This is a genomic window from Aliidiomarina taiwanensis (assembly GCF_003987015.1).
In the GTDB taxonomy this organism is placed as follows: Bacteria; Pseudomonadota; Gammaproteobacteria; order Enterobacterales; family Alteromonadaceae; genus Aliidiomarina; species Aliidiomarina taiwanensis.
Map to the genome: position 1 here is coordinate 767496 of NZ_PIPQ01000001.1, position 26567 is coordinate 794062.

Sequence of the window (26567 nt, forward strand, 5' to 3'; positions counted from 1 at the left end):
ACATAGTGGGCCATATGCTCTACATAGAAAGTGCGGGAACTAGCGTTTAGATAAAAATGTGTAACCCGTAACAAAGGCGGATTCCTGAAACTTTCGTAAGCCTGTTTCAGCAAAGTCCACAGGGATAGGATTGCGCTTCAAAATTTCTTTTTGTTCGGTGCTGGAAAGAATGTAGGTGTCTACTTCGTCTATCAGCTGAATGGTTGCTTCTATTTTAAACCCAACGGCACTGCCGGCAAACTTGCCCTTTTGCATTCTTTCTTTAATAACAAAGGCGTCTATGCGGTAGTCTTCTACCAGCTTTTTTAACGTGAACTGCAGTTTACGAAGACTGTCTGCCTCTTTGTCCTGCAGCAGTTGTAACCGGTTTTGTCGGCAATCCGGAATAGTAAACAAACCGTCTTTCTTTGCTAATAAACAAAAAAGCATTTCATTGCTTTTTATTTCTACTGCGCATACACGCATACTTTTCTTGCTCCTATTACCGTGTGCTCGCTGTTATTGAATAACAATAAGCTGACTTTCTGGACCGAAGGTAAACCGCGCCTGAGCCTCTGGGTTTAAAATAAGGTCGTTGCTTGTTGGGCTTACCCCAAGCAACACGCCACCTTCAGCTAGTACATACCCTTGAATGTCTGCCATGGTACGTTCGCCATGAAGCGATTCAGGTAAGTAACGAATGCCTAAATGTGCTCCCTCGCTCGACAATAAGTCGTCGTAGACTGAGCGTAAACCGGGGTGTAATGCAACCTGAGCTAGCATGTGGGAAATCACCACAGAACTCACCACCAGGTCACTTTGTGTATGGCTTACATACACAGCATTACTTTGATCTTGCAATTCTAACAGAATATGCGGCTGAACTCGCCCTTTTGGTGCAATACTCAGCAAATAATTCAGCACCATAAAAGCTACGATACTTCGTGCATCGGCCTCTTCACCGGTACCCAAGCGATCGCTACTAAACAACAGAACCGAGTCAAAAGTGTGCGGCTGTAGCTGCTCTTGTACATGCTGCTCGGTATAGTCTGCCTGTATACAAGTCGTGGTGCCCGGCCAGTCTTCTCCTAGCTGCTGCGCAAGCGCTTGTTCACGCTCATCAGTGGGTAAAGACGACACCAGGGTAACCTCAGCATACAAGGACCGCGCCTGTGCCAGCTCTTCTAATACACGGGGTACACGGCTACTCCAACCCAGCACAAGAATGCGCTGACGTTTTTCTTGGCTCTTTTTTATTAATGGGGCAGCAGTTACTTGCGCAACTGCTGGCCGTGGCTTGCGTAATGCTTGTGGCTTATCATCCGAGTCAGCTAATAAAATAATGCGGTCGCCCGCTTTAAGCACAGTGTCTAAAGGCGGAGCTAATAAGGTTTCATTTCGGCCCTCTGCGGTTCGTAACAAGCCGCACGGTGTTGCGTCGTCAAAGTAGGCATACACGTCAGCCCAGGTTTTCCCAATCAGGCTGGGAAAGTATTTAGGCACCAAATAAGGATAGGCTTCGTCGATAAGTAAGGCATTTAATACCCGCATTAGGCCCGTATAAATAATACTCCGGGCTATCATTCGCGCTATCACAGTATTACTTGGAATAATTTGCAAAGGACCGTGGTAGGTATGCAAGGCAACTGGTATTTTGGTCGCGTCATAAAGTTCAGCCACAACCAAAGGACGCTCGCTTATTTCTGCAGTTTGGGCATCAATTGAAAGCAATACTTTAATAATATCAGCATCGGCGTTAAGTTGTGACTCGTGCTCATTGCTGCGGCGTGGAATAATCACAGTGTCGGCTTGTTCTATGGCCACTCGATGTAAGTGTTCCGGGTTTAAGGTGGAACCTGAACGAAGCACCACGCGGCGGCGCTCAGAGCGTCGCCAACGCGCATTGTAAACTTCATTCAGTGGGCCTTCAGAGATATCGTCGGCAAGCACAGCAATTCGGCTTTCAGCACCCCACTTTTCACCGTGCTCTAATAACTCTCTTAAAATAGTTAAAGTACGCGAAGTCCAGCCAAGCACCACGCGATGGGACTCAAAGGTTATGGGGGTATGGCCCTGTTCCAAGTGACGCATAAGTTGCGACAACCACTGGGTCATAATAGCCACCAAGGTACCCATAAACAAAACATAGCCAAGCATGGTTAAAATAACCGAAACAACCCGCCGCCATAGCCCATGATCATCGCCTAAATAGCCAGGATCTGTTAACCGTAAAAACGACCACCAGACTTCTTCACTCATGACATCTGCGGGAGTTAACAAGTACATGGCCAAGCCACCACCAACCGCAACCAAAATGACAATCACCACTACTAAAAGCAATTGCCCAAAAGGGCCGCCATCGAGGGTACGTTCCATAATGTATTTCAGTCGGTCAACGAAACGGAGTTTAAACATATGTCGGTAGGCCTTTCTGTAGAAAACTCAAGAACTAAACTATGACAGGGATAGGAAAAACACGCAAAGAAAAAGGCAGCCCGTGGGCTGCCTTAGAAAACTGTTTGCTAAAACACTTGCCTATAAATTATAGAGCAACGATGTTTTCAGCTTGAGGACCTTTCTGGCCCTGAGTTACGGTGAAAGAAACCTTTTGGCCTTCAGCTAAGGTTTTGAAACCGCTACCGGTAATTGCACTGAAGTGTGCGAATACGTCTGGTCCGCCTTCACGCTCGATGAAACCAAAACCTTTAGACTCGTTGAACCACTTCACTGTACCAGTAATTGTATCTGACATAATATTTTAATCCTGAAATTTCTTAATTTGAAAGCCGCGAGCAACATTGCTTTTGGCAGGTGGTGCAGGAAAACATATTCAAACTTAAGGAACTTCAGAACGTAGACAACTTGCAACGTGATGGAGATTTAAATCGATATTCTTTTCAAGCACGAGACGTATACTACAGCAATTCGCCCTAATAGCAATGTAATTCTTTCACTCTTTTTCATATATCGGCGCCAGCCCTTATTTAAAAACGCATGCGCCCTGCCTGAATGTCGGCCAGAAGCTGCTCATCGAGAGGCTGGTAACCGAGTTGTCGGCTTACCAATACAAAAATAGGCTCATTCGAACAGCTGGGTAGAAAGCCTTCTTGCTTTAACTTGGCTTTTTTAACTTTGAAGGTCGTTGTGGTTTCGTGTTGCTGGCGTAAGCGAACAAACACTGGTACAGCATAGTCTGGCAGTTTGTCTTTAATATGCTGGTAGAAGCTTTGCACATCAAAACTACGCCCTTGTTCCATCACCAAAGACGCCATGCCCGCCCTGCCTTCGGTATAGGGCACCTTCACCCCATACACAACGGCCTCGGCAATAGGTGCAAAAGTATGAAGTTCAGCTTCTACTTCCGTGGTGGCTACATTTTCAGACTTCCAGCGAAAGGTGTCGCCTACCCGGTCAATAAATGCCACATGCCGGTACCCCTGGTCGCGGACTAAGTCGCCGGTATTAAACCAGCAGTCACCCGGCTTAAAAACGTTGCGAAGCAGCTTGCTTTCGTTCGCTTCAGACTTTGTATAACCGTCAAAGGGCGCCTTGCGCGAAACCTCGCTGAGCAATAAACCGACCTCGCCTTTTTTTACCCGCTGCATGTGGCCATTAGGCCCTAAAACAGGTTGTTCCGTATTGACATCAAAACGAATAATACGGTACTTCATGGGTGAAAAACCAACCGTACGCTTTAAGTTAAACACATTAACAAAGCCTATATTCCCTTCACTTGCCCCATATAACTCACATATGCGGGTTATTCCAAAGCGTTGTTCGAAGGCGTCCCAAAGCTCTGGCCGCAACCCGTTGCCAACCACAACTCGTACTTGGTGTTCCTGCTCAGCTGCTTGTTGCACCCTATTTAACAAGTAGCGGCACACTTCACCTATGTACACAAAGCTGGTCGCTTGAAAGTGTTGAATGTCCTGCCAGAACCCGCTGGCACTAAACTGCCTTGCTAAGGCTAAGCACGCCCCGGTGTTTACCACGCAGCTTAAGCCAATGGCAAGTGCCGTGTTGTGGTAAAAAGGCAAGCAACAATACAAGGTGTCTTTGGCCGTTAAGTGCATGGACATGCGGCCAAAGCCCAAGCCGGCTTTAAACCACCGTAAATTTGTCATAGGTGCGGCTTTCGGTAAGCCTGTGGTGCCTGAAGTGAAAACGTAATAACACACGTCGCCTAACCTCAGCTGTTGTGCTTCCGTTGGGTTTTCAGTGCTTTGCTGCGCACTTAACTGCAAGAAATTTCCGTACACACTCGCCGCTTGCTCTGTGCTTGATGCATCGGGTAAGGAGAACGTTGGCACGTCCTGCATATTCCAGTCTTGCACATAAGATTTTGCCGTTTGGTAGGCATCGAGGCATTCACTACCCACCAGCATTAACTTAGGCTGAATCAAGTCCAAGCTATGCGCAAGTGTGCGTTCACGTTGCTTGTGGTTCAGCATACCTGCAATAGCACCCGTTTTATTCACCGCCAATACCAAGGCTATTAATTCAGGGCGGTTTTCAAGCATGACACCAACACAGTCACCCTTGCCGATACCCTGCTGTTTTAATGTGTGAGCCAACTGGTTCACCCACGCATTGAATACTCCATAGGTGTAGCAAGTATTTTCATAGCGTAAAAAAGGAGCCTCTGGCTGAAGCTGTGCTTGTTGCTGAAAGAAGTACCCAGGCGAGCCTTGGGTACTTGGGTTGCTGCGCGCTAATGTCAAGTTGCACCAAAGAAACTGCGGCAAGCGCGGTGTGAATTTTAAAACTGCTTTGGCTATATCCCAAATAGAATGAGGTTTATTGTATGTTGGTATTGAGGGAGGCTGTAGCATGGGGCAATCGGATACCTTCAATAAGTTTTAGCAGTGAACTGAACCAAAACTCATACTACAGTAGCTTAAAAAGAAGGCAAATAGACCTTCTAACATCGCCATTCATATTTTTGTGTGCGTGAATTAAACACCTTGGAGATATCCGTAGCAAAAGACTCGGCATCAGCAAATTTAACATCACGCAGGAAATAAGCCCAAGCCACTTGCTCCTCCGCCGTAGCCTGTGACAACACGTTAATTTCTTCACGTTGATAGAAAATACCATTCGCTTCTAAGTGGTCTGTGGCCTCTAGCATTTTACTGTTTATTAAATGGCACTCACCGGACACTTTCAGCGCTGGCCGTTCTGGAAACTGATCGGGTTTTAATAAATAAGGAAACCCAGGCCCTGGCAGCAGAACATAGTTTTCTTTGGTAAAAAAACGCCCTAAATAATTCGCACCTGCAATGAGCTCATGGTTACTCCCTTCTTTCTTTAAACTGCCATAAGTGAATAATAATGAAAGCGACGCCATATCTCATACTCCATGTAAGGCAAATAAGCTGTCTATAAATAATAGTTTATTCAGAATATAAAACTACTCTGTCATTATTTGACGTACCTTAGGGAGTGCACAGGTGGCATGGGTTTGGCAGGGTTAGGGCAGATCTTTTAGTGGAGCCTACTCGGCTCCACTCTCTACAAGCTCTTGTTCCACATCTATAATTTTCACAACCTGTTCGCCACGAGCGCCCGGCCAATGAATTGTTTGACCAATTGCCAGCCCTAATAACGCACTGCCAATAGGCGCAAAAATTGAAATTCCATCTTCGAAATCTTTTAACTCATGTGGAAAACACAAGGTTTTCGTGAAGGTTTCTGCTTTATTTCCTAATTGGAAAGTGACTCGGCTGCCCATACCAACACGGTCTTTTGGCAAATCAAAATGTTTCACTATTTGCGCACGAGCCAGCTCTGTTTCAAGCTCTTCTACACGCTGTTCGTCTAAATCTAGTTTTTCTATCCACTCTTCAATTAAGTTTAAGTGGTGCGCAGACAAAATTAAGTCTGGTTGTGTGTTCATGGTCTTATCCTTTATAAAAAGTCGTGCAAAACCACTTGCTGAAAAGCAAGCGGCTAACTGTTATTGGAAATGATGTTTTATTTAATGGTGATATTGAAGTGCTGCCGTACCTTAAAACTAAGCGCACGGCACAAGGCTTGAGAGCTTAAGTAAGGTAAGGAAGTACTCTGTTCAGTGTTGCAATTAACGTATTGATCGCCATAGCCTCGTTTTTTAATCCACCTTGATATTAACCCTTCCGTACAAAAAGGCAAGCTTATTTATCTAGCTCCAATGCTTCGACTTCCAAGGTTTTTGGCATACCTTCAGTAGCACTACTAGCAAGGGCTGTAGCGACTAACACTGCACCACCGCCACCGGTGGGTTGCACGTGCACTTGAATGCCAAGTGCATAAAGTTCGATAACAGACTTTGGGTTCCATTCTGTGTGGGAAGTCAGCAGTTTCACTATTTTGACACTCAGGTTGTTAGCGTAATTTTCCGGTACAAACTCGGCCTGAATGAGCTGGTCGCGATAATACACACGCAGCCGTTTACGCCAAGCCTCTGTCACCCTGTCCTGCAGGTAAACAAAAAAACTGGTGCGAATATTCAATAAAGCATAGTGCCCTATTAATAAAGCCACCACAGCCAACACCTGAGGTCCCAGCCAAGCACCTAACCACATCAATGGCCACAGAGTAGACATAAGGGCCCCACCATCTGGCAACCGTGGTGACGGCCAACCTGGATGAGCAAACAATACTGCACATAAGGCGATACAAGCCGCAGGGAATAACAGCTCCACCACGGTGAACGCCGTGCGTCGCTTTAACTGTTGGGGTTTAGGTCGAAACAAAAAGCCCACAGCAAACAAAGCTAAAGCCAAGGTGCCCAAATTCACCGACTGCTGTTGCACAGTAAAGCCCAAGCTTTTGCTCAATACAAACAGCACGAGCGCCCATAAATAAGCCCCCCCTGCAAACCACAGCCAACGAACGAAGGGGTGTTTGTTTTTGGTTGTCTCGCGCAATAAAAACTGGTCGGCGTCGACAATACTGAAGCCCTGTTCACGAAATAAATCTCGAATAACTTGTGCTGACGCCCCATTCCTTCTTTGGCTGCGCGCTTTTTTATACATATCTTTCATGGCTTGTTCTTCTCATGAACCTGTTGTTTCTTCAACAGCATACCAATTGATTTCTTGAATGCACCTGTTCTTTTTAGATTCAAAAAAAACCTTCATGTCGCAATTGACAATCATTCTCATTACGCTTTAGAATCCACGCAACTAACTTGTTGTAATAAAAATGGAGTCATATCAATGCCGAACCGAGGCCTTTTGCAACCGACCAAAATAGCATCTGCTGTTATGCTTGTGTTAATGTCGAATGCAGCCCTTGCCGCAGACAATGCGAATGAAAAAGAAGAAAGCAGTGAAGCGTCTAAACCCATGCCAAGCATCGAAGTTATTCGTGTGTCTGGCTCGCAACAAGCGCACAGCTACGACGAAACCGGTACCGTGGTATTAATTAGCCGCGAGCAAATAGAACGTGTTCAGCCGTTGTCCACTGAAGACATTTTACGTCGTGTGGCGGGTATTAATGTAAAAGGTGAAGAAGAAACCTCTATTGTTGCCAACTTCGGTATGCGCGGCCTTTCGGCAAGCGAGTCTAAGTCACTTGTACTTGAAGACGGCGTACCCGTTGCTCCAGGCTTGTTTATCGGCAATGACCGCTACTTCAACCCACGCATTCAACGCGTTGACAGTGTCGAAGTATTAAAAGGCTCCGCTTCATTACGCTACGGACCTTCTACCATTGGTGGCGTCGTGAACTACCAAACAAAAACACCGACCGACGGTGTTTCTCTTTCAAGCCGTGTTGGTTCATACAACATGCGCGAAGTGAACATTGAAGCGGGTCAAGAAAGCCGTTCAGGTGACGCTTTTGCTGGTGTCGTAGCAACCCATGCTGAAAGCGACGGTTTTATGGACAAAGGCTACGACATGAACGACATCATGTTTAAGGCTGGTATGGAATTAGACAACAACCAACGCGTGGGCATGAAGTTTTCTTGGTATGAAAACGACGCCAATATTTCATACCGCGGACTGTTTTTGGGTGACTACTTAGCCGGTGAGCGCTACAACGCAGCGCCGGACGACTGGTACCTAACCGAGCGCACTGCCTTTGACGCAAACCACGAGTGGTTCTTAGACAACGGCATGCGCTTGAAAACCTTGGTGTACTGGAGCGAAGTGAGCCGCGACTACTGGCGTTACAGTGTCGACACAGACGCCTCGAATGCTGCGGGTCGCTGGGTATATACAGACAACTTAACCGGTAATAACCGCTCCTTTGAGCGTACGGGCATTGAGTCGCGTTTATCTTTTGATCACGCCCTTATGGGTGCTACCGCCTACAGTGAGTTTGGTCTTCGCTTCATGCGTGAGAAGTCAAACGACACCCGTATTCGCGCCACCCGCGATCAAGACCGCACCGGGGTCAACGACCGTCACCGTGTCGACGAAGCCACCAGTGTTGCTGCCTATGCGCAAACCCGCTTCTCGCCAACGGACCGTTTAGCCATTACGCCGGGCGTGCGTGTTGAGTCTTACGAGCAAACCCGTACTATTTTAACCTCGCAAAATGACCGTGCCAGCACGAAAAACACGGAAGTCCTGCCTGGTGTAGGTGCAACCTATGAATTAAGCGCATCTGCCCAGGTTTATGGGGGGGTCTATCGTGCCTTCTCCCCTGCTTCTAACGGCGTGGCCTTAGATGGTCTTACCGACCAAGAGCTCGACGGTGAACGCTCCACCAACTATGAAGTGGGTGTACGTGGAAGCACAGAGCAAGCTAACTTTGAAGTTGCCGCTTTCTACATGGACTTTAACAACCAGGTTGTCACCGGAAACAGCAACCCGAACCTGTCTAAGTCGAACGCGGGAAAAACTGAGCATCTGGGTATGGAGTTCGTCTTTGGCTATAACTTGGGTCACGGTTTTCGTATAGACACCAATGCAACCTGGGTGCCTACCTCTGAATTTAAAACCGGTGAATACGCAGGCAACCGCTTACCTTATGCGCCTAAAATTGTGGCGAACATTGGCCTAAATTACAGCGCAGACAAGTTTAGCGCAGCTTTAACCGCACATCACCGCGGTGAGCAGTTTGGTAGCCCAGACAACACTGTAGCTATTCCAGACGAAGCAGCGGGTGGCATTTGGGGCGGTCAATTGCCAGCTTACACTGTGCTCGACCTATTCGCACAGTATGAAGTAAGCCCGCAACTGAGTGTCCATGGCTCGGTGAAAAACTTAGCCGACAAAGACTACATTGCCGGCTTACGCCAAGGTATTTATGTTGGCCCTGAGCGCTCTTTTGAAGTAGGTGTGCGCTACAGCTTTTAATCTGTAGCCTTCCGGCCCCGCACTGGTGCTTTCAGAGCGGGGCCTATTTTGTTTGATAAAAACCACCATTTTTCCTACCATAGTCTCCCCTTCAGCAGTCGCATGTATTATTGCAACGGAATTTTATGTCTGACGTTCCATTAACGCGTTTAAATAAGTTTATTAGTCAAAGTGGGTTTTGTTCTCGTCGCGAAGCCGACGCTTTTATTGAAGCTGGCCAAGTAGAGTTTAATGGTGAGCGCGCAGTTGTCGGCACCAAAGTGGGGCCCGACGACATTGTAAAAGTGAATGGAACACGCATACAAGACACCGATAAAAGCGAGTTTGTATTTATTGCGCTGAATAAACCTGTGGGTATTGTCAGTACCACCGACAGTGCCGAAAAGGCCAACTTGGTGGACTTTGTTAACCACAAAGAGCGTATTTTCCCCGTGGGAAGGCTCGACAAAGACTCCCAAGGATTACTGTTTATGACCAGCAACGGCGACTTGGTGAATCGTATTTTACGTGCGGGCAATGGTCACGAAAAAGAATATATTGTGACGGTCGACAAACCCATTACCGACGACTTCTTGCATGGCATGCGAAACGGTGTCCCTATTTTAGGCATCATGACCAAAAAATGCGAAGTCACACAAATTTCACGCTATGTATTCCGCATTATTCTGGTGCAAGGACTAAACCGTCAAATACGCCGCATGACAGAACACTTCGGGTTTCGAGTCACCAAGCTAGAGCGTGTGCGCATTATGCATGTGGAGCTAGGCAACTTACCCGTCGGTGAGTGGCGTGACTTAACACAAGACGAGCTCGACACCCTCATGAAAGCCATTGAGCACTCCTCTTCAGAAGCTCCCCCTGGTCACCGTCGCCGCCAGCCACGCAATAAACAAAAGAAGGCTGTGCAGCGCCGAACCCGCACGAAGTCCATGAGCAGCAGTTCACGTCCACGCCGTCGTCGTTAAACGGAAATAAATTTACTATTGCATAAGGGCTGCTCACCGTCGTATCGGTACGCAGCCATAAGACCCGTTGGCTCCACCACGGTCCAGTCGACACAAGCAATATAAGGCGTTAACAAGTGTGGGGTACCGCGCATCCAGTAGTGACCTAAAAACAGTGGCTTTTTATTGTCATAGCCAGGTAAAGCACCACCTGGAATGTCTTGGGTGGGCAATGCCCCTTTAGGTCCTGCCCCAACGGCTAATTCACGGTAACTGCGCGCTGTTTCAGACCACCATTTTGTTCGAATACGGTAGCGTTTATGGCCGTCTTTGTCGGCAAAAAAGTAGCCTGCTGGTAACGCCACTTCCCAGCCTTTTGTCAACGTCTCCAAGGCTCCGTGTAAGGCCTGGCGTGTATCGCCCGATAAGGGCCAAGCTTCTTCTATTAATGCATTGTTGGAGTCTAAAAAAGGCTTCACTGTCGCTAAAGAAGCTTCATGCCAGCATGCATGGATAACGCGCAGTTCAGGCAAGTCCAAAAATAGAGGCAACTGCTTAAACCATGCTATGGTGCTGTTATACCAGCCTTGTTGACCCTCACAGGCCGCCAAAAAAGCCGCATGTTGGCTTTTATTCTTTTCCGTGTGGGGCCGCAGGTAGTTCCCCTGATGATCTTGAGTCACCCAACCCACGGCGTTGTATTCATGGTTGCCCATAATAACGTGAGCATACCCTGCTTCGTGCATTGCACGAAGTATATCCACTGTTTCACGCTGCCCAGTGCCCCTGTCAACCAGGTCTCCTACTGAAATTAACGTGCGTTCTGGGTGTTGCCACACACCATTTTTTTTGGTGTACCCCATGGCTTTAAGTAACGCGATCAAGCGGTCCGCATACCCGTGGACATCACCAATAATATCGTACATGAACGACCTCTCATTCAATGTTGCCTTAGTTCAATTTAGGCACTTCTAAATGTTTATTGTCTATATGGCGAAGCGCTTGGCGCAGTTCGCTTTCAAGATAGGCTCGAAATGGATTAGGCGAAAGAACGTGCAAGTAGGGCGCTCGGGCTAACACCCACTGCGCTAAGTGCAAGGTGTTAGGGACGTCCACTTCCAATGTGTAGTAGTTGTCACGCCCTGATATGGGGGTTATTGTCTGCCGTGGCCCTAAGGGCGCATATTCTATTTCTCGAACCACAGACACAAACACTTCCGCTTGTAAGCGAAAGCTTTCTCCTAACTCTGGCAGCCGGCCTGTATTTAAAAACTCAAGCTCGCCACGTTTTTCGTATTCGTCTAAGTCGAAGTCGCCCACCTCAATAGACGTCGTTAAACAGCGCCGTACGTTCGACATACGAGTGAGCGGAAAGCGGCGTATGCTCTTGTCGGGCATACGCGCAATTAAATAAGCTTGCGGCCCGCGATAATAGAAAGCCAAGGCCATACATTCAACGTCCATGGGAGGCTTGTCATGGGCTCTGCGGTACTCGAAGCGCAAACCGTCTTGTTCAAGCGCTGCCGAAAGAACTTCTTTAAAAAGCGTTTCACACAGTTGCGGGCGCTCCAACCTGTGCGAAGCCGGCTTTACTTTTACCCGCTCACGCCATTTATTGCTGGCCCTATTGGTTACCGCAAGCTGCGCTTTCGCCCGTTCAAACAAATTACTTACAGCGTTTGAAATAAGGGGCTCTGCTATTTCTTTTACTTGTTGCTCTGCTATCACCATAGCAAGCGCTAAGCTTTCGTCGAGAGACAAGAGCTTTTCAAACTGTGTCGAATCGACACTCCACAAGACTGGCACCCCAAGCCCTGCCTCATGCCGGTATAATCCATAGCGGTCTTCCAATTGATTCAGTGTGCGCTGAATCGCTCGCATAGCACTTTGTTCGTTCGTAAAGCAGTGCTCTTTTTCGTGAACTAAATGTGCGTAAATGTCACGCACCGTGGCTTCCTTGTCATACAAAAACAAAAGAATATCAATTGCACGAATTGTTTGGTCTGATGCCATATCCCTGTTCACTCCCTGTTATTTCACTGAACGTAGCGCTCTATACTCCATATTTCTTATCATTCTTAATTTTGGCGCCTTGTAAACGCACAAAATTACTTCTATTGTTGTTTTTCACTCCTGACTATAGGTTCTACCGCCATGTTCACTTTACCTCACCTTATCTCGCTTTTAGGCTGGTGCAGCTTGATCAACATTGCTATTTTACTGCTGGCGTTTCTCATGGTAACGACCCTAAGAGAAACTGTCATGGGCATACACTCTAAGTTAACAGGCGTAAGCAAAGAACACTTACCAGTGCTGTACTTTCAATATTTAGGCCAATACAAACTGCTTATTGTGGTATTTAACTTAGTCCCTTACCTTGCCTTAAAGCTTATTTAAAACCAACTATTAGCGCGACATATAGGCCGTCGGCGGTGCCGGCGGTCGTGCTACAGGTAAGCTATAGCCGCCAAAATGATAGCGTAAGTAAAGCAGTCCTTGGTTGGGCGAAAAGGTGTCGGAGCGTATTAAGTTTAACGCAAGGCCCACATACCAATGAGAACTCAACCTATATTCAAAGTTACCTACAAAGCTATGGCTAGCCCCACCGCCTGTGCCTCCTTCATACGTTGGGACTAACCCGGTGACCGTGCCTAGCTGTAAAGCTTGCTCTTGTAAGTCAGGGTGCTGAGGGTAAAACACCTGGCTGTTTAATTTTGACTTTGAATACCCCACCGACGCACGCAACAAATACGAAAAACGATTCAAACGGCCGTACACAGAAACAGGCACACTCAAGGAGCCGTAAGTTTTCGGGCTGTAATAGTTGCCATGGCCCAGGCTCACGCCACTTAAGTCTTTCTGGTAGCCCCAAAGCAACCCCGTTAACCCAATGGTAACGGCCAATGGCTCCGTGTCGTAGGCCCGGACATAGGCGCCACTGAAAGTATACCAACCCGTGTTACTTGCCATATTGTGACCGTCGTAATAGTCGCCTCCTAGGCTTGCCCACCAGCCAAAACGTTCCCCTTGGTCCCAGCTCAAACTTAGACCTAAGCCATGTCGAACCGCAGGACCCCAAGCATACTCAGAAAACGGGTCTTGTTGACCTGCAAAACTTATTTTCGTGGAGGTCAGTACCCGTCGGTCGAGTTTTACATTCGCGCCAAAGTTCCCTACATCGAACCGGTACCCCACACTTCCAACCCACTCAGAGCGTTCGAAACCAATGGGGCTACGTCCAATATCAAACCACCAGCGGGGAAAGTCGGCGCCTATGCCTACCGCAATACCTGCGTCGTCGTTGGTTTCTTGCAGCCCGGTTGGGCAATCAGGTTCACAAAAAAGCCCCGTACCAAAACGATCGCGCCAAAAGGTGTTATCAAAATCCGCTTCACCTGCGTCAATTGTGGTGGGGTCTGCTTGCACAAACCAATAGCCCTCGCGCTCTGCAAAAGGCACTTTTAAATGCAACATCAAGGTTTGTTTGGCTAACTCCGTTATCCCCGGAGTTCCTGACTTATGGCTTTTATCAAAGCCAATGGTAAACACGCTTTCACTGCGCTCGGCCACTTGGTATGCCTGTCGGCGTAAGCCTGAAATACGCCAGTCATCTTGCTCAGACACCTGCCAAACAGACAAGCCTGCAGCTTCACTGGCGCTGCGCTGCAGCTCAATAGCCTTCAACGACCAAGTATAAGAACGATCCAGCTGCCCTATTGCGGCGGCAAAGTCGCTCGCTAAACGGTAGGCTTCACTATTGTCAGGTGTCTGCTGTATTTGCTGCTCAAACAAGAACAAATAGGCGTCATCGTCTGCTGTAGCCTCCTCTGCCATAATAGCCAGTAAACGCAGCCTAGCATCATCAGCCAAGCTATTGAACACAGTGGGTTGTTCCGCCAGCACTGCACGCCAGTCTTCTGTAAATGCTGTTTCTAATTGGGCTTGCTGAACTCGCTTTTGTAATTCCAGAACCCCTTCGGTTTGGGCTTCTGCAGGGAGCTGTGCCAAGGCATTTAAAGCTTCTTGGTTTTTATCCAACCGTGCCAATAACAAAGCATAGGCATACCAAGCATCGTTCGAGGGACTCGTGCGCAGGAGGCGTTCAAACCAGGCAAGCCCTTGCTCTGCACTTCCTTGGTCCACTTCGTAGCTAGCTATATCTGCAATCAACCAAGGGTTCTCAGGGTCTAAGCTATAGGCGTCTAATAATAACTCAAACGCTTGTTGTTCTTCGCCGCTGGCCATCAGTCGGTCGGCTTGTGCTACAAGCTGGCTGGCCCGATAGCCGTTATACGCGTCAGACAACATGGTTTGAAGGTCTGGCGCGAGCTGACCATAGAAAGACTCCATGGCATAGGTACGCTGTTCATCACGGTATATCCCAAATAACGCCCAAGCAGCTTGCTCACGCGTATCGGCTTGGGAAAGGGCTCGTTCAAAATAAGGTATCGCGCCAGCTGTTTCACCGCGCGCAAGGCGTAACTCGCCTTCCATAAGAGTGAGTAAGCTTTGCTGCAAGGCTCCTTCTGGGTGCGACTTTAAGCGGCTTAATGCAATGGCTGCACTATGAAGCCGTGCTTCTTCAAGCCGTTGGTAAAATACTTGGGTGTCCCGCCAAAAAATGGAAGACGCCACCATAGCGGCCCATTCTTGAGTGTCAGGTGCTAGCGCTTGCGCGCGCTTAAACCAAGACAAAGCTTCCGCATGCCGCCCCTGCTGACGAATGGCATAACCAAGATTTCCAGCGATTTGGGCCGTTTCTCCACCTGCTTGCCATGCTTCACGTAGCCAAGCTTCCGCTACTAATGCGTCGCCTCGCTCCAGGGCAGCCAGTCCTTTTTGCAGCCTATCGAAGGCGCCACTTGCTTCCAATTGTTGTTGCCGCTCAACCTGAGGCTGTATGCGTGCGACTAATTCAAGCAATTCCTTATGCCCTGGGCGTGCCTTTAAGAGCTTTTCAATATAAGCGAGTGTCTGTGCATTTTCTGGTGCGTTAACAGCAATGCTTCGCGCCAATGAAAACGCTTCCGTTCCAAACACAGTGTCGCTTATTAAGTCAATGAGGTCGTCACGTGCTGTGACTTGGTATCGGTCAAGAGCTATTTCTGTACGAACAATGGCCAATTGCAAAGGAATAAATAGTGGATGCTCCTGCGCTAACCTGTTCAAAGCCACAAGGGCCTCGTTAGGTTCGCCATTGGCAGCCACCAGCTGCCAATATTCAATGGCCAAGTTTAGGGCTTGTGGCCCAGTGGGAAAAACCTCGTGCCACTTCGCTAGTGACTCCTCTAAACGGCCCGCTAAGGACAATAAACGCGCATCACTAATGGCAAGCTGTTGGTCTTCGCTCAGAGTCACAAGCTCTTCAATACGCAAGGTTTGGCTAGACCGAGGGGCGGTCTCAACCAATAAGGCATAGTAACGGCTCGCTTCATCCAAGTCGCTCTCATTAAAAGCCAGCAGTGCTTGAGCTTCAAGCAAGCTGGGGTGGTTTGGGTGAACGCGTAAAAGCTGCTCAACATAGTCGCCCACCCGATCGGGGCGCCCGCGGCCATACCAATAGTCAATCCGCTCTTCTAGCAAACGGCCAGACTCTTCATCAAAGGTTTCGGAAAGTGGAACCGAAGCCCAAGCAGGCGCTGTTACCAGCAACACACTGGTGAAACTTGTTAAAACCAGACGCCGCAATGTAATGCTTTGCTTAAATAGCACAGTCCCTTAGCTCCTTATGCTGCAAGTCAAGCACACCTTCTTGGGTGAACGCTAAGCAGCCTAATGTACTGGTAGCGAACATCAGTAACATAGTGTCGTAATAGTTTCCTTTATACTCTTCTGGTTCAAAGGCCAGCAGCCGTTGCTTAAAGTCTTCGAATAAGCGTGCTTGTAAAGGTGCCTGTGGCTGAGAAAGTTGCTGCAAGTAAGGCAATAAAATAGCCGTAAAGCCAACACCACCTCGGCCGGAGCCCGCACCCGTTAATGGGTTCATTTCTACCGCGGGGTAATTGTGTCGAGCAGCAAAGTGGTACGGGCCCAAAAAGGCTTCTAATGGGGGCGTTGCCGAATACCATTGTTTTTCCCAACTCAGCCACAAGTAAGCACGAATTGCATCGTAGTCGCCAGCTGCTGTCAACTGTTGATGGCGCTCTTGCAGCAGCTCCGGTGACGCGATCTGCAAGTTCATGTCAAGAGCAAGCCAGTCGGGAATACTTGCGCCCGGTAACCTAGCCACTTGCTGCAAAATTTCTACGCTACTGGCATACACCTGCTGCCAGCGCTCGTCCCCTGTTAATTCCGCCAGCCCACGAAATAGAGTGAACGAAAAGTAACTTGGGTTCACCACTATATAACCTTCATGGGTAAACCCTTGCGGCCCGGGTAAAAGCACCCGTTGACCTGCAACAACCACTGACGACTGTTCTAAAATACGAGCAGACAACCGCTTACCAAGTGCAGCAAAGTGTGGCTTCTGCCAGCGCTGTGCTGCAAGCAACAGACTATACGCCATCCATACATCGGCGTCTGTGGCGGCATTTTCGTCCAACACATGCCACTGAGTTTCACCTGCTGCATCCGGCTCGGACTGCCCCCACAGCCAACTCGGCAGCCTGTCACCCAAGCCCCCAGCAGCTAGGTTTGCATTAGCCCAGCTCAGCATGCGCTGAAAGCGCTCTGGGTCATTAGCCAAAAGAGCAAACCACATGCCATACGCCTGCCCTTCCGAAGTAGAAATAGAGGCAGGCGAACTGTAGTCAATCACCCGGCCCCCTTCCGCCAGCAACTCTTCAACAAAGTGCGTGTAATGCCACTGAAAGTCCATGGGCGTACTCACAGGCGGCTTCTGGCTAAAGCATGCCGTTAGCATCAAAGCAAACACGCTGCACCCTAGCCACCTGTGAATCCGCTGCATAAAAGCTCCTATTAAACAACTTGTTTACGGCTTCGAGCCAGTCGGCTTAAAGACCAATAAATTGCAAGTATTAAGGTTATCAAAGCTAACAAGGTTACCAAGGCCACAACCAAGGGGTAGCGTGCTACATGGTACTGTAAGCGTTCAAACCAGCTCAACTGCCCTACATAATAGTTGTACTGACTTTCGAAGTGTCGTGTGTCGCCTGGGGTTACCAAGGACATAAAGCCTTTCATGGCATTGGTCTGCTCTACGGAGCCTAACAGCTCACCTACTTTTGGTAAGAAACTGTCTTGGTTAGCGGTTAACGCCACCACTGTGGCACCTTGGTGTAAGGGCGACTCAAAACTCACCACAGCCCCCGTTGGCCCCGTGTTGGTGACCTGCTCATTGTCCGAGAAAAACAAATCGCGTTTGCCCGCCAATCCATATAAGTTAAGTTGTGCGTCAAACGCTTTTCGGCCAAAGCGAGAAACCCATTGTGACAAAGCGTCTCCACCTATAATCAACATGTCATGGTCTGTCTCGGCTGAAATATCCGCTACAGCTTTTACCGTCAACAAGCTCCCATGGTAGCCAGTATAAGCCCCCATCATTGCCAAGCTATCCATGGCTAATTCAAATTCGTTGTCTGTCATTGAATCGCTCACCACCATGGTGGTTTTCGACAGGTCATCGTAACGGCTAAAGGGGTAACCACTCTTGGCAAATAAGTGCAAGTTAGGCATTTCCGTGTAATGTTCATATCCGCGTAGATCAATCTCAGAGCTACCATCAATAGAACCCACTGTATTACTCAAAGGAGCTACACGGCATTCTTCGGTAAGCGCACTAAAGCTAAAGTCAAACTCCAAGGTGTTTACAACCCCAAGCTTAAATGCGGGTATTTCTAAAGCCGCTTCAGCAAATGGATTCTCGCCAATCACCGGGATACGAATGCGTTGGTTACTACCCCCAAAGCCCGTTTCGTCCAACATATAGCCTTGGATAAACTCGTCGTTTACATAAACCCGTAGGCGGCTTTCATCTTTCTGTGTTGGGGGCGTGTAGCGAAAGCGTAAATCCACGGGGACTGCTTCTCGACGCCCTAAAAACAAGTCCGGCGGTAACACAAGGTTCAACTTCACTGGGGCCGTGCGGTATCCGCTACGCTGTAATTCACTTTCAAACTCAACCAGCTCGCTAAACTGCACTGGCCGTTCTGTGGTCACCCAGTTTGGGGCAGAATATGGCGCCCGCGGCTCTACTTCAATGTCATGCACTATGGCAACCGGGCCACTCATCAAAAGCTCTTCACTTGCTAATGCTTGTACCGCCTTCGTGAGCTCTGCCGCCGTCGGCGTATGCACCAAGAGTAGCTTGTAAATTTTGTTTTGAGGGTTGGTGATCATACGCACCGTAGGCTCAGTCACAGGCTCAATGTCGTACAATTGCCAAGGTTTTTGGCTATTGGTCATCAACACAATGGCATGCTGTTCTGGCAAGTTCGGCAACAAGGCTTTATGTTCCAGCATACTGTTTGTGTCTTGTATAATCGGCACGTTGCGAAAGCTCGTTCTATGGGTGGTCACCCCGCGCCACTTGGCCTTCATACCCAAGTAACTGCTCATAATCCCCGCTGCTTGGGCAAACTCTGGAGTTATCTGCTCTGGTAAAACGTAATGAAGGTCCACCGGGTTAAAGTCGCGCTCATCCACAAAAGGCTCTGGAAACCAAGACAAGTCGTTCGCTAACACCAACTTTTTCTTGGTCAGCTCAATCCGGCTACTCCGGTAAAACTCAAGCCATGCCGAAGGTGAAATGACCGTGCAAGTGTAGCCAATGGCTTCTGCTAAAAGCTCAAATTGCACTTCGTTATACCGCGAAAAGTACTCCGCAGGCACTTCAAATTGGTACTCATGCTTTACGTTCGAGCCCTCAGCTGGCAAGTGAATGCTACCAATCAGTTCGTTATTAAAGTGCACCCGTAATTGCGAAACGTCCCCAGCTAAGGTGGGCGAGTAGTGAAAGTCTAAATACAAGGTTGCAGTTTCAACCAGTTCGTCAGCACGGCTACCAAAGCCTATGTTTAACCGGCTCTTTAGGCCATCCACTCGTTGAATAGGTTCACCATCCAACTCGCGTAATGAGAGTGTAAGTGACTCTTCTGGTAAAGGTACAGCACCTAACTCCGCTTGCTGCTGTTGGTATAGTTGCCACCAGTCGGGGCTTTCCCCTTGCAGTGCTAGCGCTTCCGGTCCCCAGCAAACGAGCCCCATCATAAAAACAACACACCGCATATAATATTTAGAGCTTTTAGTCATAGTGCACTTCCTTTCCTGGTGTATGAGGTAATAAAGAACGAATCGCTTTCCCCATACGTGCTAATACTTGTAAAACAGGCTGAATTTTTGGCGACACCTGCAGCGCCATACGTTTATATCCTTTAAAGCCAATGGCTATCACTTCTTTAAAGCTAGTGAAGGGCTTTTCATTGTCATTGTAGTCGCGCCAACCTATCCAGGCATCGGCCCGAGAAAAGGTAGCACGAAGAAGCGACTGCTGTGTTTCCTGGTCCTGCACCTGGTACAGCACGCCTATGTGGTCCCCTCGTCGGCTCATCACACTCACTTCAAACGCGTTTTGGCTGATGCCGTCTAGCATCAATATTTGGCAGGTGTCTCCTTCTGCAAGAGGGCATTCGCTTGGTAACTGAATACCAGCACCTAAGTCAGAATAGTCCACCAAGTAAGCAGCAAAGACCCGATCGTCTTCTAACACCACAGAAATAGGCCGCTTCACGTCTACCCGATGCGAGGCGCGCACTTGCTTAGTTTCTTCGGCCACCGCTACTGCACCGCCCAAAATAATCAGGTTATAACTTATCCAAACAATATTCAGAACCACCGTGAGTATTTCGTCTGTAGGTCCAGCGAATAGGCGCCAAATGCCAGCTAAAAAGCCCGCAATACACATACCTACAAGAAACAAATAAGGCCGAGACACTTCCCAGTCAAAATAGTCTTCTGCGTTCATTCCGCCTTTTTCAGTTACATTAAACTTCCCTCGGGAAGGTGCAAAGAGCGCCACCAGGGTCGGTCGTAGAATGTACCAAGCCAAAACTGTTTCATACATTTCCGCCCAAAAGGAGTTGCGGTAACGTCCTTGCACCCGTGAGTTCGTGATGTATGCATGCACTAAATGGGGCACAGCGAATAGCGCTATCATAATGGCCGGCGCATACACTATGTAGGTGTGTAACAATAGGAAAGCTAAAGGCGCCATCATGTAAATAAGTCGCGGCAAACCGTTCAGGAAGTACAACATGCCATTGCTGTAGCACAATCGCTGTCCCCAGCTTAACCCTTTCCCACGCAATGGGTTGTCTAAGCGAAATATTTGCGCCATGCCACGCGCCCAGCGAATTCGCTGACCAATATGTGCCGACAAGCTTTCGGTGGCTAAGCCTGCCGCCTGAGGAATATTTAAATAGGCTGACTTATACTTAAGCCTGTGCATTTTCAGGGCCGTGTGGGCGTCTTCTGTGACTGTTTCCGTAGCAATCCCCCCTACTTCTTCTAGCGGCCCACGCTTAATAACAGCACAAGACCCACAGAAGAAAGACGCGTTCCATAGGTCGTTCCCATCCTGAATAAGCCCATAAAACAATTCCCCCTCGTTTGGGTTTTTACGGAACATATTTAAGTTTTTTTCGAAGGGGTCGGGCGAAAAGAAATGGTGCGGTGTTTGCACTAAAGCTAAGTCGTTGCTTTGGAGAAACCACCCCATGGTTAATTGCAAGAATGAACGAGCAGGTACATGGTCACAGTCGAAAATAGCAATATAATCACCCTGTGTGTGTTTCAGGGCATTATTTAAATTACCTGCTTTTGCATGGCTATTGTCTTGCCGTGCAAAGTAATTGGCTCCAACTTGCTTAGCAAACTTGGCAAACTCTTCTCGGTCGCCGTCATCTAATAGGTAGACGTTCAGCTTGTCTTTCGGCCAGTCTAGGGCAAGAGCAGCCAGCACGGTTGGTTTTACTACCTGAAGGGGTTCGTTATACGAAGGGATATACACATCAACCGTAGGCCATTGCGCAGTGTCTTTAGGTAATGGCACCACCTTTCTACCTAAAGGCCATGCTGTTTGAACGTAACCCAAAATTAATATGCTCCATGCGTACAGCTCCGCCGTTAGCAAGGTTAAGCTTAAAATAGTGTCGCTTAACACGTCCCAGTTAATGGTTTCTGTAATTCGCCAATACATGTATCGGGAACTGACAAGAGTGGAAAGCACCATCATTAATAGCGCAGCCCCACGGTTTTTGAGGTCGCGCACCCATAAAGCCACAGCCCAGAAAGCCAATAATATAACCAACTGAGAGGTGCCCGATGTCGGCAATTGCACGGCAAATAGAGCCACTACAAAAGCAATCATAGTGAACAGAACGCGAGTGACGGAGTGGTTTAGCCAGCGATAACCTTCAACGTTCCCAAACACTCTTACACTGTCTTCAGCTTTCGATGTTAAAAAACGCCAAATCCGTTGTTTTTTAGACCGCTTGCTTCTTTTTTCTGCATCCTTTATTTGCTCGTGCAGTACCACACGCTTAGCATCGTGTTCTGGCTCGGGCAGTAAGCTTTTTACCCCCGACTTAATAAACACCAGCCAACAAAGCTGTACAAAGAAACGAATTAGATTAATAGGTCCAAGGCGGGCAAAATTAACGTGAGGAAACCAATAACGAAGCTGTGAAACTCGCGCAGCTGCTTTGTCTGCACTTTCTGCAGGACGCACATTAAATAGCAGTACCTCGAGGTACAAGCTAAATAAATGGACCCAAGCCTGCCAAGGAGACATTTGTTGCCGAACTTGTCGCCATTGGTTTTTTATGAGCATATCACTCCTTGTCTTGAATACTCACAAGCTCTTTGGTTAGCCAAAGCGCAAGTGCTGCAAAGTCTTTCGTCGACTGCGCTGCAGGAGCATATTTTGCCAAAGGCTGCATTTTTGCAAACGCTTCAGGTACGTGCTGGTCTTTATGTATCATTAACGGCAGTAACATGGTCTCACTCAAGGCCATTTTTAAATAGTCTGCAATATCATGCGTAAGCTGAATATGCGGCGCTATACCATTGACCAAGACGTAACTCTGCACAGAAAGATCAAACTGCCGTTGTAAGCTGCCCTGTTCAAACTCAAGTAGCGCGGGAATAAGGCGGGGTTCTGGGGCTGCTACATTCAACACTAAGTGGGCATTTTTATACACCCAATTTTGTAAGGAACCCGCTTCCCGAGGCGTATCTACCACCAGGATACGTTCGCCAATTTCATGCAAAGGCTGTAGCCAGGTCGTTAAGTTGGCTGCTATTGCGTCGAGCCGTGCAGTTAAATGAGCAGCGGCACCGGGTTCCATTCTCCCCATGGGAATAAATGCAAGCCCATGGTCGTTTTCATACATGCAGTCGCGAATATGGGTGTTAATTAAATCACTCTGAAGCAAGCCGGCGGGGTTGTCGAGGGGCATGCCATACATGAGCGCTAGCGCATTTTCTGTGGTTAGGTCCATAGCGTAACTGCGCACCCCGCCCTCGCTCAGCGCTACGGCTAAAGCGGCGGCCACAGTAGAGGCTCCAGCCCCACTTTGAATACTTTGTACACCTATAATAAACACGTACAGCTCCTAGCTATGACTCGGTGTTCCGTTCAGCAAACTTCGTTACTGCTTGTAATACGCTTAAGTTATAATTTAGCAGTGGCCAACGCTGCTTCACTTTTTCTATACGCTGACTAAACTGCACTTCCAAATATGGCGCGTCCAGTGCTTCCACCCCTTCACGCAGAAAAGCAATATCCGCTGCTTCACTACCTTCACTGGTTGCTCCGGACCAAAACGGACCTTCTCGCCATAATACCTTTCTGTTGCTCATAGGCATCCTCACTAAACGCTTGACTAGCCTAACAATCACTAACAAGCTGCTATAACATAGTGCAAACAATTACTTCGTATAGCAATAGGTTTTGTGTATATTCTACATAATACCTGTACTACAAGTACGGATTGACGACATGACCGTTTTAGGAGGCTTGTCTTGATTGAGTTAAATAGCATCGTGACGAGCAGTGACGACGTGCAGCTACCTAAGCTATCGGAAAACGAGTCTCACTGTATTATTTTGGAAAGTCAGGACTGGGTATTCCATACGGTGCATGCCCTGGCTAGCAAAGCCAATATCGCCATGTACTGTAATGCTAGCTTGGTCCGGCGCATGACCGAAAAAAATAGCAGTTTACTTACCAGTGACCATGTACAAATTGCAGAATGGAAGTTCAACCGGTTTTTCAACGTAAAAAAAGCAATTTCCGCAATTGAGCGCACCTCAACCCACAGCCCGATTGTTTTTTTAGTACTCGACATTGAAAACCCAAGCCGCTACGAGTCGCTGTTTATGCGAAACTCGCTTATGAAACAGCTTACTTCGTGGGCTTATAACGCCAATAAAATTCTCATTGTGGGCTTGTTCGGCCAAATGGAGTCTGAACAAACGCAAACCTTTTTAGCGGACAATGCCCGCCACTTCATGAGCTTAAACTTTATTTATCAGCAGCTTTCCGACATTCACTGGAAAGCGTCTTTTTGGCTTTCGGGCTACACAGTGAACCAGTGGGACTGGGTCGTCACACCGTTCGAAAATGAACAAGGCAGCCTCAGGTTTAAACTTAGTGATATTCAAGAAAACGAAGCTCTTGCTCCTTTGCTAGGTTTAAAAGCCCCCAAATACGTTATGAAAAACGCATTAAAAATGGGCGAGGCGCTCCCAGAAGGCTGGCGCATGATGGACACAAATGAAGGCTTAAAAGAAAGTATAGCGCCCGGCTCCGACGCCCTGATTGTGCTAAGCCTGAGTAGTAAAGAAGCCTTTTTTGAACTGGCTAACCATATTTTTAAGTTGCGCAAACATTATGGGGCTTATTTGCGTATTGTGGTGCGCTCGTTTACCGACGCTATTCGCTTACAAGACGAAGAAGCCTTAGTATATGCTGGCGCTACCATGGTGTTGCCACGAGAAATTTCTTTCCAGCGCATGCTGAACTTGGCCAAAAACACAGCTGGCAGCACCTACAGCCATTCACTCCCCAAAGACTTAAGCCAGTTACACATTGGCTTGCAGAACCCCAATTTAAAAGGGTACCTCGCTCCCAAAGGGTTTCTGCAAGCAGTGCGTTCCTTAACTGTACAGGCACAACGACAAGACACGCCGGCCGCTTTAGTAAGGGCTTCTATTGCTACAGGATTAACCAAAGAAGCCATTGTTAATCGGTTCACCAGCCGCCGAACGGGCGACATGATTACCTTTATGGATGACGCTGTTTTTATTTTCCTCACAGGCTGTAAACCAAGCGAGCTTGAATACACGCTCGACATGAGCTTCGGTTTACCCACACAAACCATTTTCTCGCAGCAAATAAGCACCACGCAGCATTTACAAATTTTAGACGACTGCGACGAATTGCAAATTACGGAAAACGTTTCGCCATCAGCCATTATTAATATTGAAAGAAAACAAGTTAACGCCGTGGCAGCTGCTCATAGCGCTGCTGAAAAAGCGCAGCTGAGCTCTGTTCGTAAAGTTAGTTTTTTATAGGTGCACCATGACAGACACTATGTTTGCCGCAATTATTTTAACTGTATTTTGTTTGGGTCTCCTGGCCGCTGCTGGGTTTTACTTATTAGGTAAGCGTATTTTGCACAAGGCGTCTCTTTTGACTTCGCGTAATCAGTATGTGCGTATTATCAAACATTCAAAAAAACGCGCGCGTAAAAAGGGAGTTTAATTATGCAAGATGATTTATATAGCATGCAGCGCCAGCAAGTTTTACACCACCCTGTTTTCTCTTGGCCTGGGCTTGGGGCTTGGAGTTTTTACTTCCTTTTAAAAGTGGCGCTGGTGACTCAAGGGATGTTGGAGCTCCAGTTACTTTGGAACTTCAGCCTCTTTACTTTTTTAGTGCTACCCGTTCATATACGTGGGCTCAAAGTAGTCCGACAGCTTATAGCTCTGGCTGCCGCCACGGCGCTACTCTATAGCGAAAGCAATTTGCCTCCCTTCGACCGATTACTTGATCAATGGGACTTAATTCGTACGTTCAGTGCCCGCTATTTGTTCGAATTGCTCGCTCGCCTCGTCCCTCTTGAGTGGGTGGCAGGTTTTCTTATCAGCTGCATTCTGTACTTGTATTTAGCCAAGTTCCTGCGCATGACCACTATAACCCTAGCAGCCCTCCTTAGTGTCGCTCTATGGTCGGGTGTTGGGCCTGAACCCATCGCCGGCACTCAACTTGTGAACACCAACGGCGCAGCCCAGCAGACCGGGGCTGCTGGTACACAAGCTGCACAAACCCCCGCCCAAATACTGCAAGACTTTTATCAAGCGCAGCGCCAGCAAACTCTAACCGCCCCTCCAGTTACCACACCGGCCTTCGACATTCTTATGCTGAACGTGTGCTCTGTCTCTTGGAGCGACTTAGAAGCTTTTGACATGCTTGAGCACCCGTTTTTAAAGCGTGCCGACATTATGTTTACAAACTACTATTCGGGCAGCTCCTACTCTGGCCCTTCTACTCTTCGCTTGCTTCAAGCCAGTTGTGGCCACCGTCCCCACAAAGACATTTTTATGCCCATTCCAAGCTGTAATATTGCTCATCAACTGGCATCGCTGGGTTATAGTCCGGAAATCCGCATGAACCACACAGGTTCCTTCGACAACTACTTAACCGAGCTCCAACAGCTTGGCGGCTTGCAAGACGCTCCATTTGTGAACCCAAAGCGTTTTCCTATTACCATGGAAAGCTTTGACCAATCTTCAATTTTTTCAGACTATGCAATTTTGGAAGACTGGCTCAACACCCGCACCAGCGAGCCAGAATTTACTTTTTACAACACCACCAGCTTACACGACGGCAACCAATTAAATGGTTTCACAGGAGTCAGCCGAAATAGCTATAAACAGCGTTTACAAACCATGTTGGACGACTTTAATCGCTTGTTCAATGAAATTGAAGAAAGTGGCAAGGCGGTATTAGTGGTCATGGTGCCTGAACACGGCGCAGGATTGGCGGGTGACCGCTTCCAGCTTCCCGGTATGCGCGAAATCCCTACCCCCAGCCTCACCCATGTACCCGTGATGCTCAAGCTGTTCGGGCCTGGCATTGCTCAAAAAGCTGAACTCGAGCCTATTGAAGTGACACAAACCACCTCGTCACTGGCCATTACCGAAGCCATTTATGGGATTATTGAGCAAGCTCCGTTTTCTGGTGGTTTGTATCAACCTGAGGTGGTGGCGCGCAACTTACCGGAAACCCGCCCCGTTGCAGAAAACAGTGGTGTGGTCATGATGGAGTATGAAGGCACCTTTTATATTCGGATTAAAGACGGTGCATGGCGCCCATACGATAATTAATAAC

Annotated in this window: 20 protein-coding genes; 5 read left to right on the forward strand and 15 right to left on the reverse strand. The window is 48.1% G+C overall.

Going from position 1 to position 26567, the window contains the following annotated elements:
- Positions 1-39: 39 nt before the first annotated feature.
- From CWE15_RS03565 to CWE15_RS03595, 7 genes are all read right to left on the reverse strand, one after another.
- On the reverse strand, positions 40-465 hold the full coding sequence (locus tag CWE15_RS03565) for a DUF3010 family protein (RefSeq protein ID WP_126756665.1): 426 nt from the start codon (positions 463-465) through the stop codon (positions 40-42).
- Between the two features lie 33 nt (positions 466-498).
- Positions 499-2394, reverse strand: coding sequence for a CASTOR/POLLUX-related putative ion channel (locus tag CWE15_RS03570; RefSeq protein WP_126756666.1), 1896 nt, complete (start codon positions 2392-2394; stop codon positions 499-501).
- A 127-nt stretch (positions 2395-2521) separates the two neighbouring features.
- The gene (locus CWE15_RS03575; protein ID WP_126756667.1) at positions 2522-2731 is read right to left on the reverse strand and encodes a cold-shock protein; all 210 of its coding nucleotides are present in this window, start codon (positions 2729-2731) and stop codon (positions 2522-2524) included.
- 232 nt (positions 2732-2963) lie between these two features.
- Positions 2964-4811 carry a long-chain-acyl-CoA synthetase gene (locus CWE15_RS03580; protein ID WP_126756668.1) on the reverse strand — a complete coding sequence of 616 codons (1848 nt, stop codon included), beginning with the start codon at positions 4809-4811 and terminating at the stop codon, positions 2964-2966.
- A gap of 89 nt (positions 4812-4900) precedes the next feature.
- On the reverse strand, positions 4901-5326 hold the full coding sequence (locus CWE15_RS03585) for a gamma-glutamylcyclotransferase family protein (protein WP_126756669.1): 426 nt from the start codon (positions 5324-5326) through the stop codon (positions 4901-4903).
- A gap of 147 nt (positions 5327-5473) precedes the next feature.
- Positions 5474-5875, reverse strand: coding sequence for a GreA/GreB family elongation factor (locus tag CWE15_RS03590; RefSeq protein ID WP_126756670.1), 402 nt, complete (start codon positions 5873-5875; stop codon positions 5474-5476).
- A gap of 256 nt (positions 5876-6131) precedes the next feature.
- Complete coding sequence (locus tag CWE15_RS03595; RefSeq protein WP_126756671.1) at positions 6132-7004, reverse strand: hypothetical protein; 873 nt, start codon at positions 7002-7004, stop codon at positions 6132-6134.
- 174 nt (positions 7005-7178) lie between these two features.
- Here CWE15_RS03595 and CWE15_RS03600 point away from each other — a divergent pair, with 174 nt between their 5' ends.
- Positions 7179-9269 (forward strand): TonB-dependent receptor family protein, encoded by a 2091-nt coding sequence (locus CWE15_RS03600; RefSeq protein ID WP_126756672.1) that lies wholly within the window; start codon positions 7179-7181, stop codon positions 9267-9269.
- Positions 9270-9394: 125 nt separating this feature from the next.
- Positions 9395-10234 carry a 23S rRNA pseudouridine(2604) synthase RluF gene (gene rluF, locus CWE15_RS03605; protein WP_126756673.1) on the forward strand — a complete coding sequence of 280 codons (840 nt, stop codon included), beginning with the start codon at positions 9395-9397 and terminating at the stop codon, positions 10232-10234.
- On the opposite strand, the gene CWE15_RS03610 is transcribed toward rluF, so the two are convergent.
- Both CWE15_RS03610 and CWE15_RS03615 read right to left on the reverse strand, forming a co-directional pair.
- Entirely contained in the window at positions 10231-11139 is a 909-nt protein-coding gene (locus CWE15_RS03610; protein WP_126756674.1) for a metallophosphoesterase, read from the reverse strand. The two genes, rluF and CWE15_RS03610, sit on opposite strands and share 4 nt — an antisense overlap.
- Before the next feature lie 25 nt (positions 11140-11164).
- Positions 11165-12226 carry a helix-turn-helix transcriptional regulator gene (locus tag CWE15_RS03615; RefSeq protein WP_126756675.1) on the reverse strand — a complete coding sequence of 354 codons (1062 nt, stop codon included), beginning with the start codon at positions 12224-12226 and terminating at the stop codon, positions 11165-11167.
- 141 nt (positions 12227-12367) lie between these two features.
- On the opposite strand from CWE15_RS03615, the gene CWE15_RS03620 reads away from it, so the two are divergent.
- Positions 12368-12610, forward strand: a complete 243-nt coding sequence (locus CWE15_RS03620) for a DUF6868 family protein (RefSeq protein ID WP_126756676.1) — start codon at positions 12368-12370, stop codon at positions 12608-12610.
- Positions 12611-12619: 9 nt separating this feature from the next.
- Here CWE15_RS03620 and CWE15_RS03625 read toward each other — a convergent pair whose 3' ends face one another.
- The 6 genes from CWE15_RS03625 to CWE15_RS03650 are packed head-to-tail and all read right to left on the reverse strand — an operon-like array spanning position 12620 to position 23032.
- Positions 12620-15925 carry a cellulose synthase subunit BcsC-related outer membrane protein gene (locus CWE15_RS03625; RefSeq protein ID WP_126756677.1) on the reverse strand — a complete coding sequence of 1102 codons (3306 nt, stop codon included), beginning with the start codon at positions 15923-15925 and terminating at the stop codon, positions 12620-12622.
- The gene (locus CWE15_RS03630; protein ID WP_126756678.1) at positions 15915-17120 is read right to left on the reverse strand and encodes a glycosyl hydrolase family 8; all 1206 of its coding nucleotides are present in this window, start codon (positions 17118-17120) and stop codon (positions 15915-15917) included. Before CWE15_RS03630 ends, CWE15_RS03625 begins: the two co-directional genes overlap by 11 nt.
- A gap of 11 nt (positions 17121-17131) precedes the next feature.
- Positions 17132-19381: a cellulose biosynthesis cyclic di-GMP-binding regulatory protein BcsB gene (locus CWE15_RS03635; protein ID WP_157980707.1), complete on the reverse strand. Its 2250-nt coding sequence runs from the start codon at positions 19379-19381 to the stop codon at positions 17132-17134.
- Positions 19382-19415: 34 nt separating this feature from the next.
- Entirely contained in the window at positions 19416-22001 is a 2586-nt protein-coding gene (gene bcsA / locus CWE15_RS03640; RefSeq protein WP_126756680.1) for a UDP-forming cellulose synthase catalytic subunit, read from the reverse strand.
- 1 nt (position 22002) lies between these two features.
- Complete coding sequence (locus CWE15_RS03645; protein ID WP_157980708.1) at positions 22003-22776, reverse strand: cellulose synthase operon protein YhjQ/BcsQ; 774 nt, start codon at positions 22774-22776, stop codon at positions 22003-22005.
- Between the two features lie 13 nt (positions 22777-22789).
- The gene (locus CWE15_RS03650; protein WP_126756682.1) at positions 22790-23032 is read right to left on the reverse strand and encodes a hypothetical protein; all 243 of its coding nucleotides are present in this window, start codon (positions 23030-23032) and stop codon (positions 22790-22792) included.
- A 162-nt stretch (positions 23033-23194) separates the two neighbouring features.
- Between CWE15_RS03650 and CWE15_RS03655 the strand changes: the two genes are divergently transcribed.
- Both CWE15_RS03655 and bcsG read left to right on the forward strand, forming a co-directional pair.
- On the forward strand, positions 23195-24748 hold the full coding sequence (locus tag CWE15_RS03655; RefSeq protein WP_126756683.1) for a BcsE family c-di-GMP-binding protein: 1554 nt from the start codon (positions 23195-23197) through the stop codon (positions 24746-24748).
- Positions 24749-24940: 192 nt separating this feature from the next.
- A complete protein-coding gene (bcsG, locus tag CWE15_RS03660) occupies positions 24941-26563 on the forward strand; it encodes a cellulose biosynthesis protein BcsG (protein ID WP_126756684.1) in 1623 nt (540 codons plus the stop codon).
- The last annotated feature ends 4 nt before the right edge of the window (positions 26564-26567 follow it).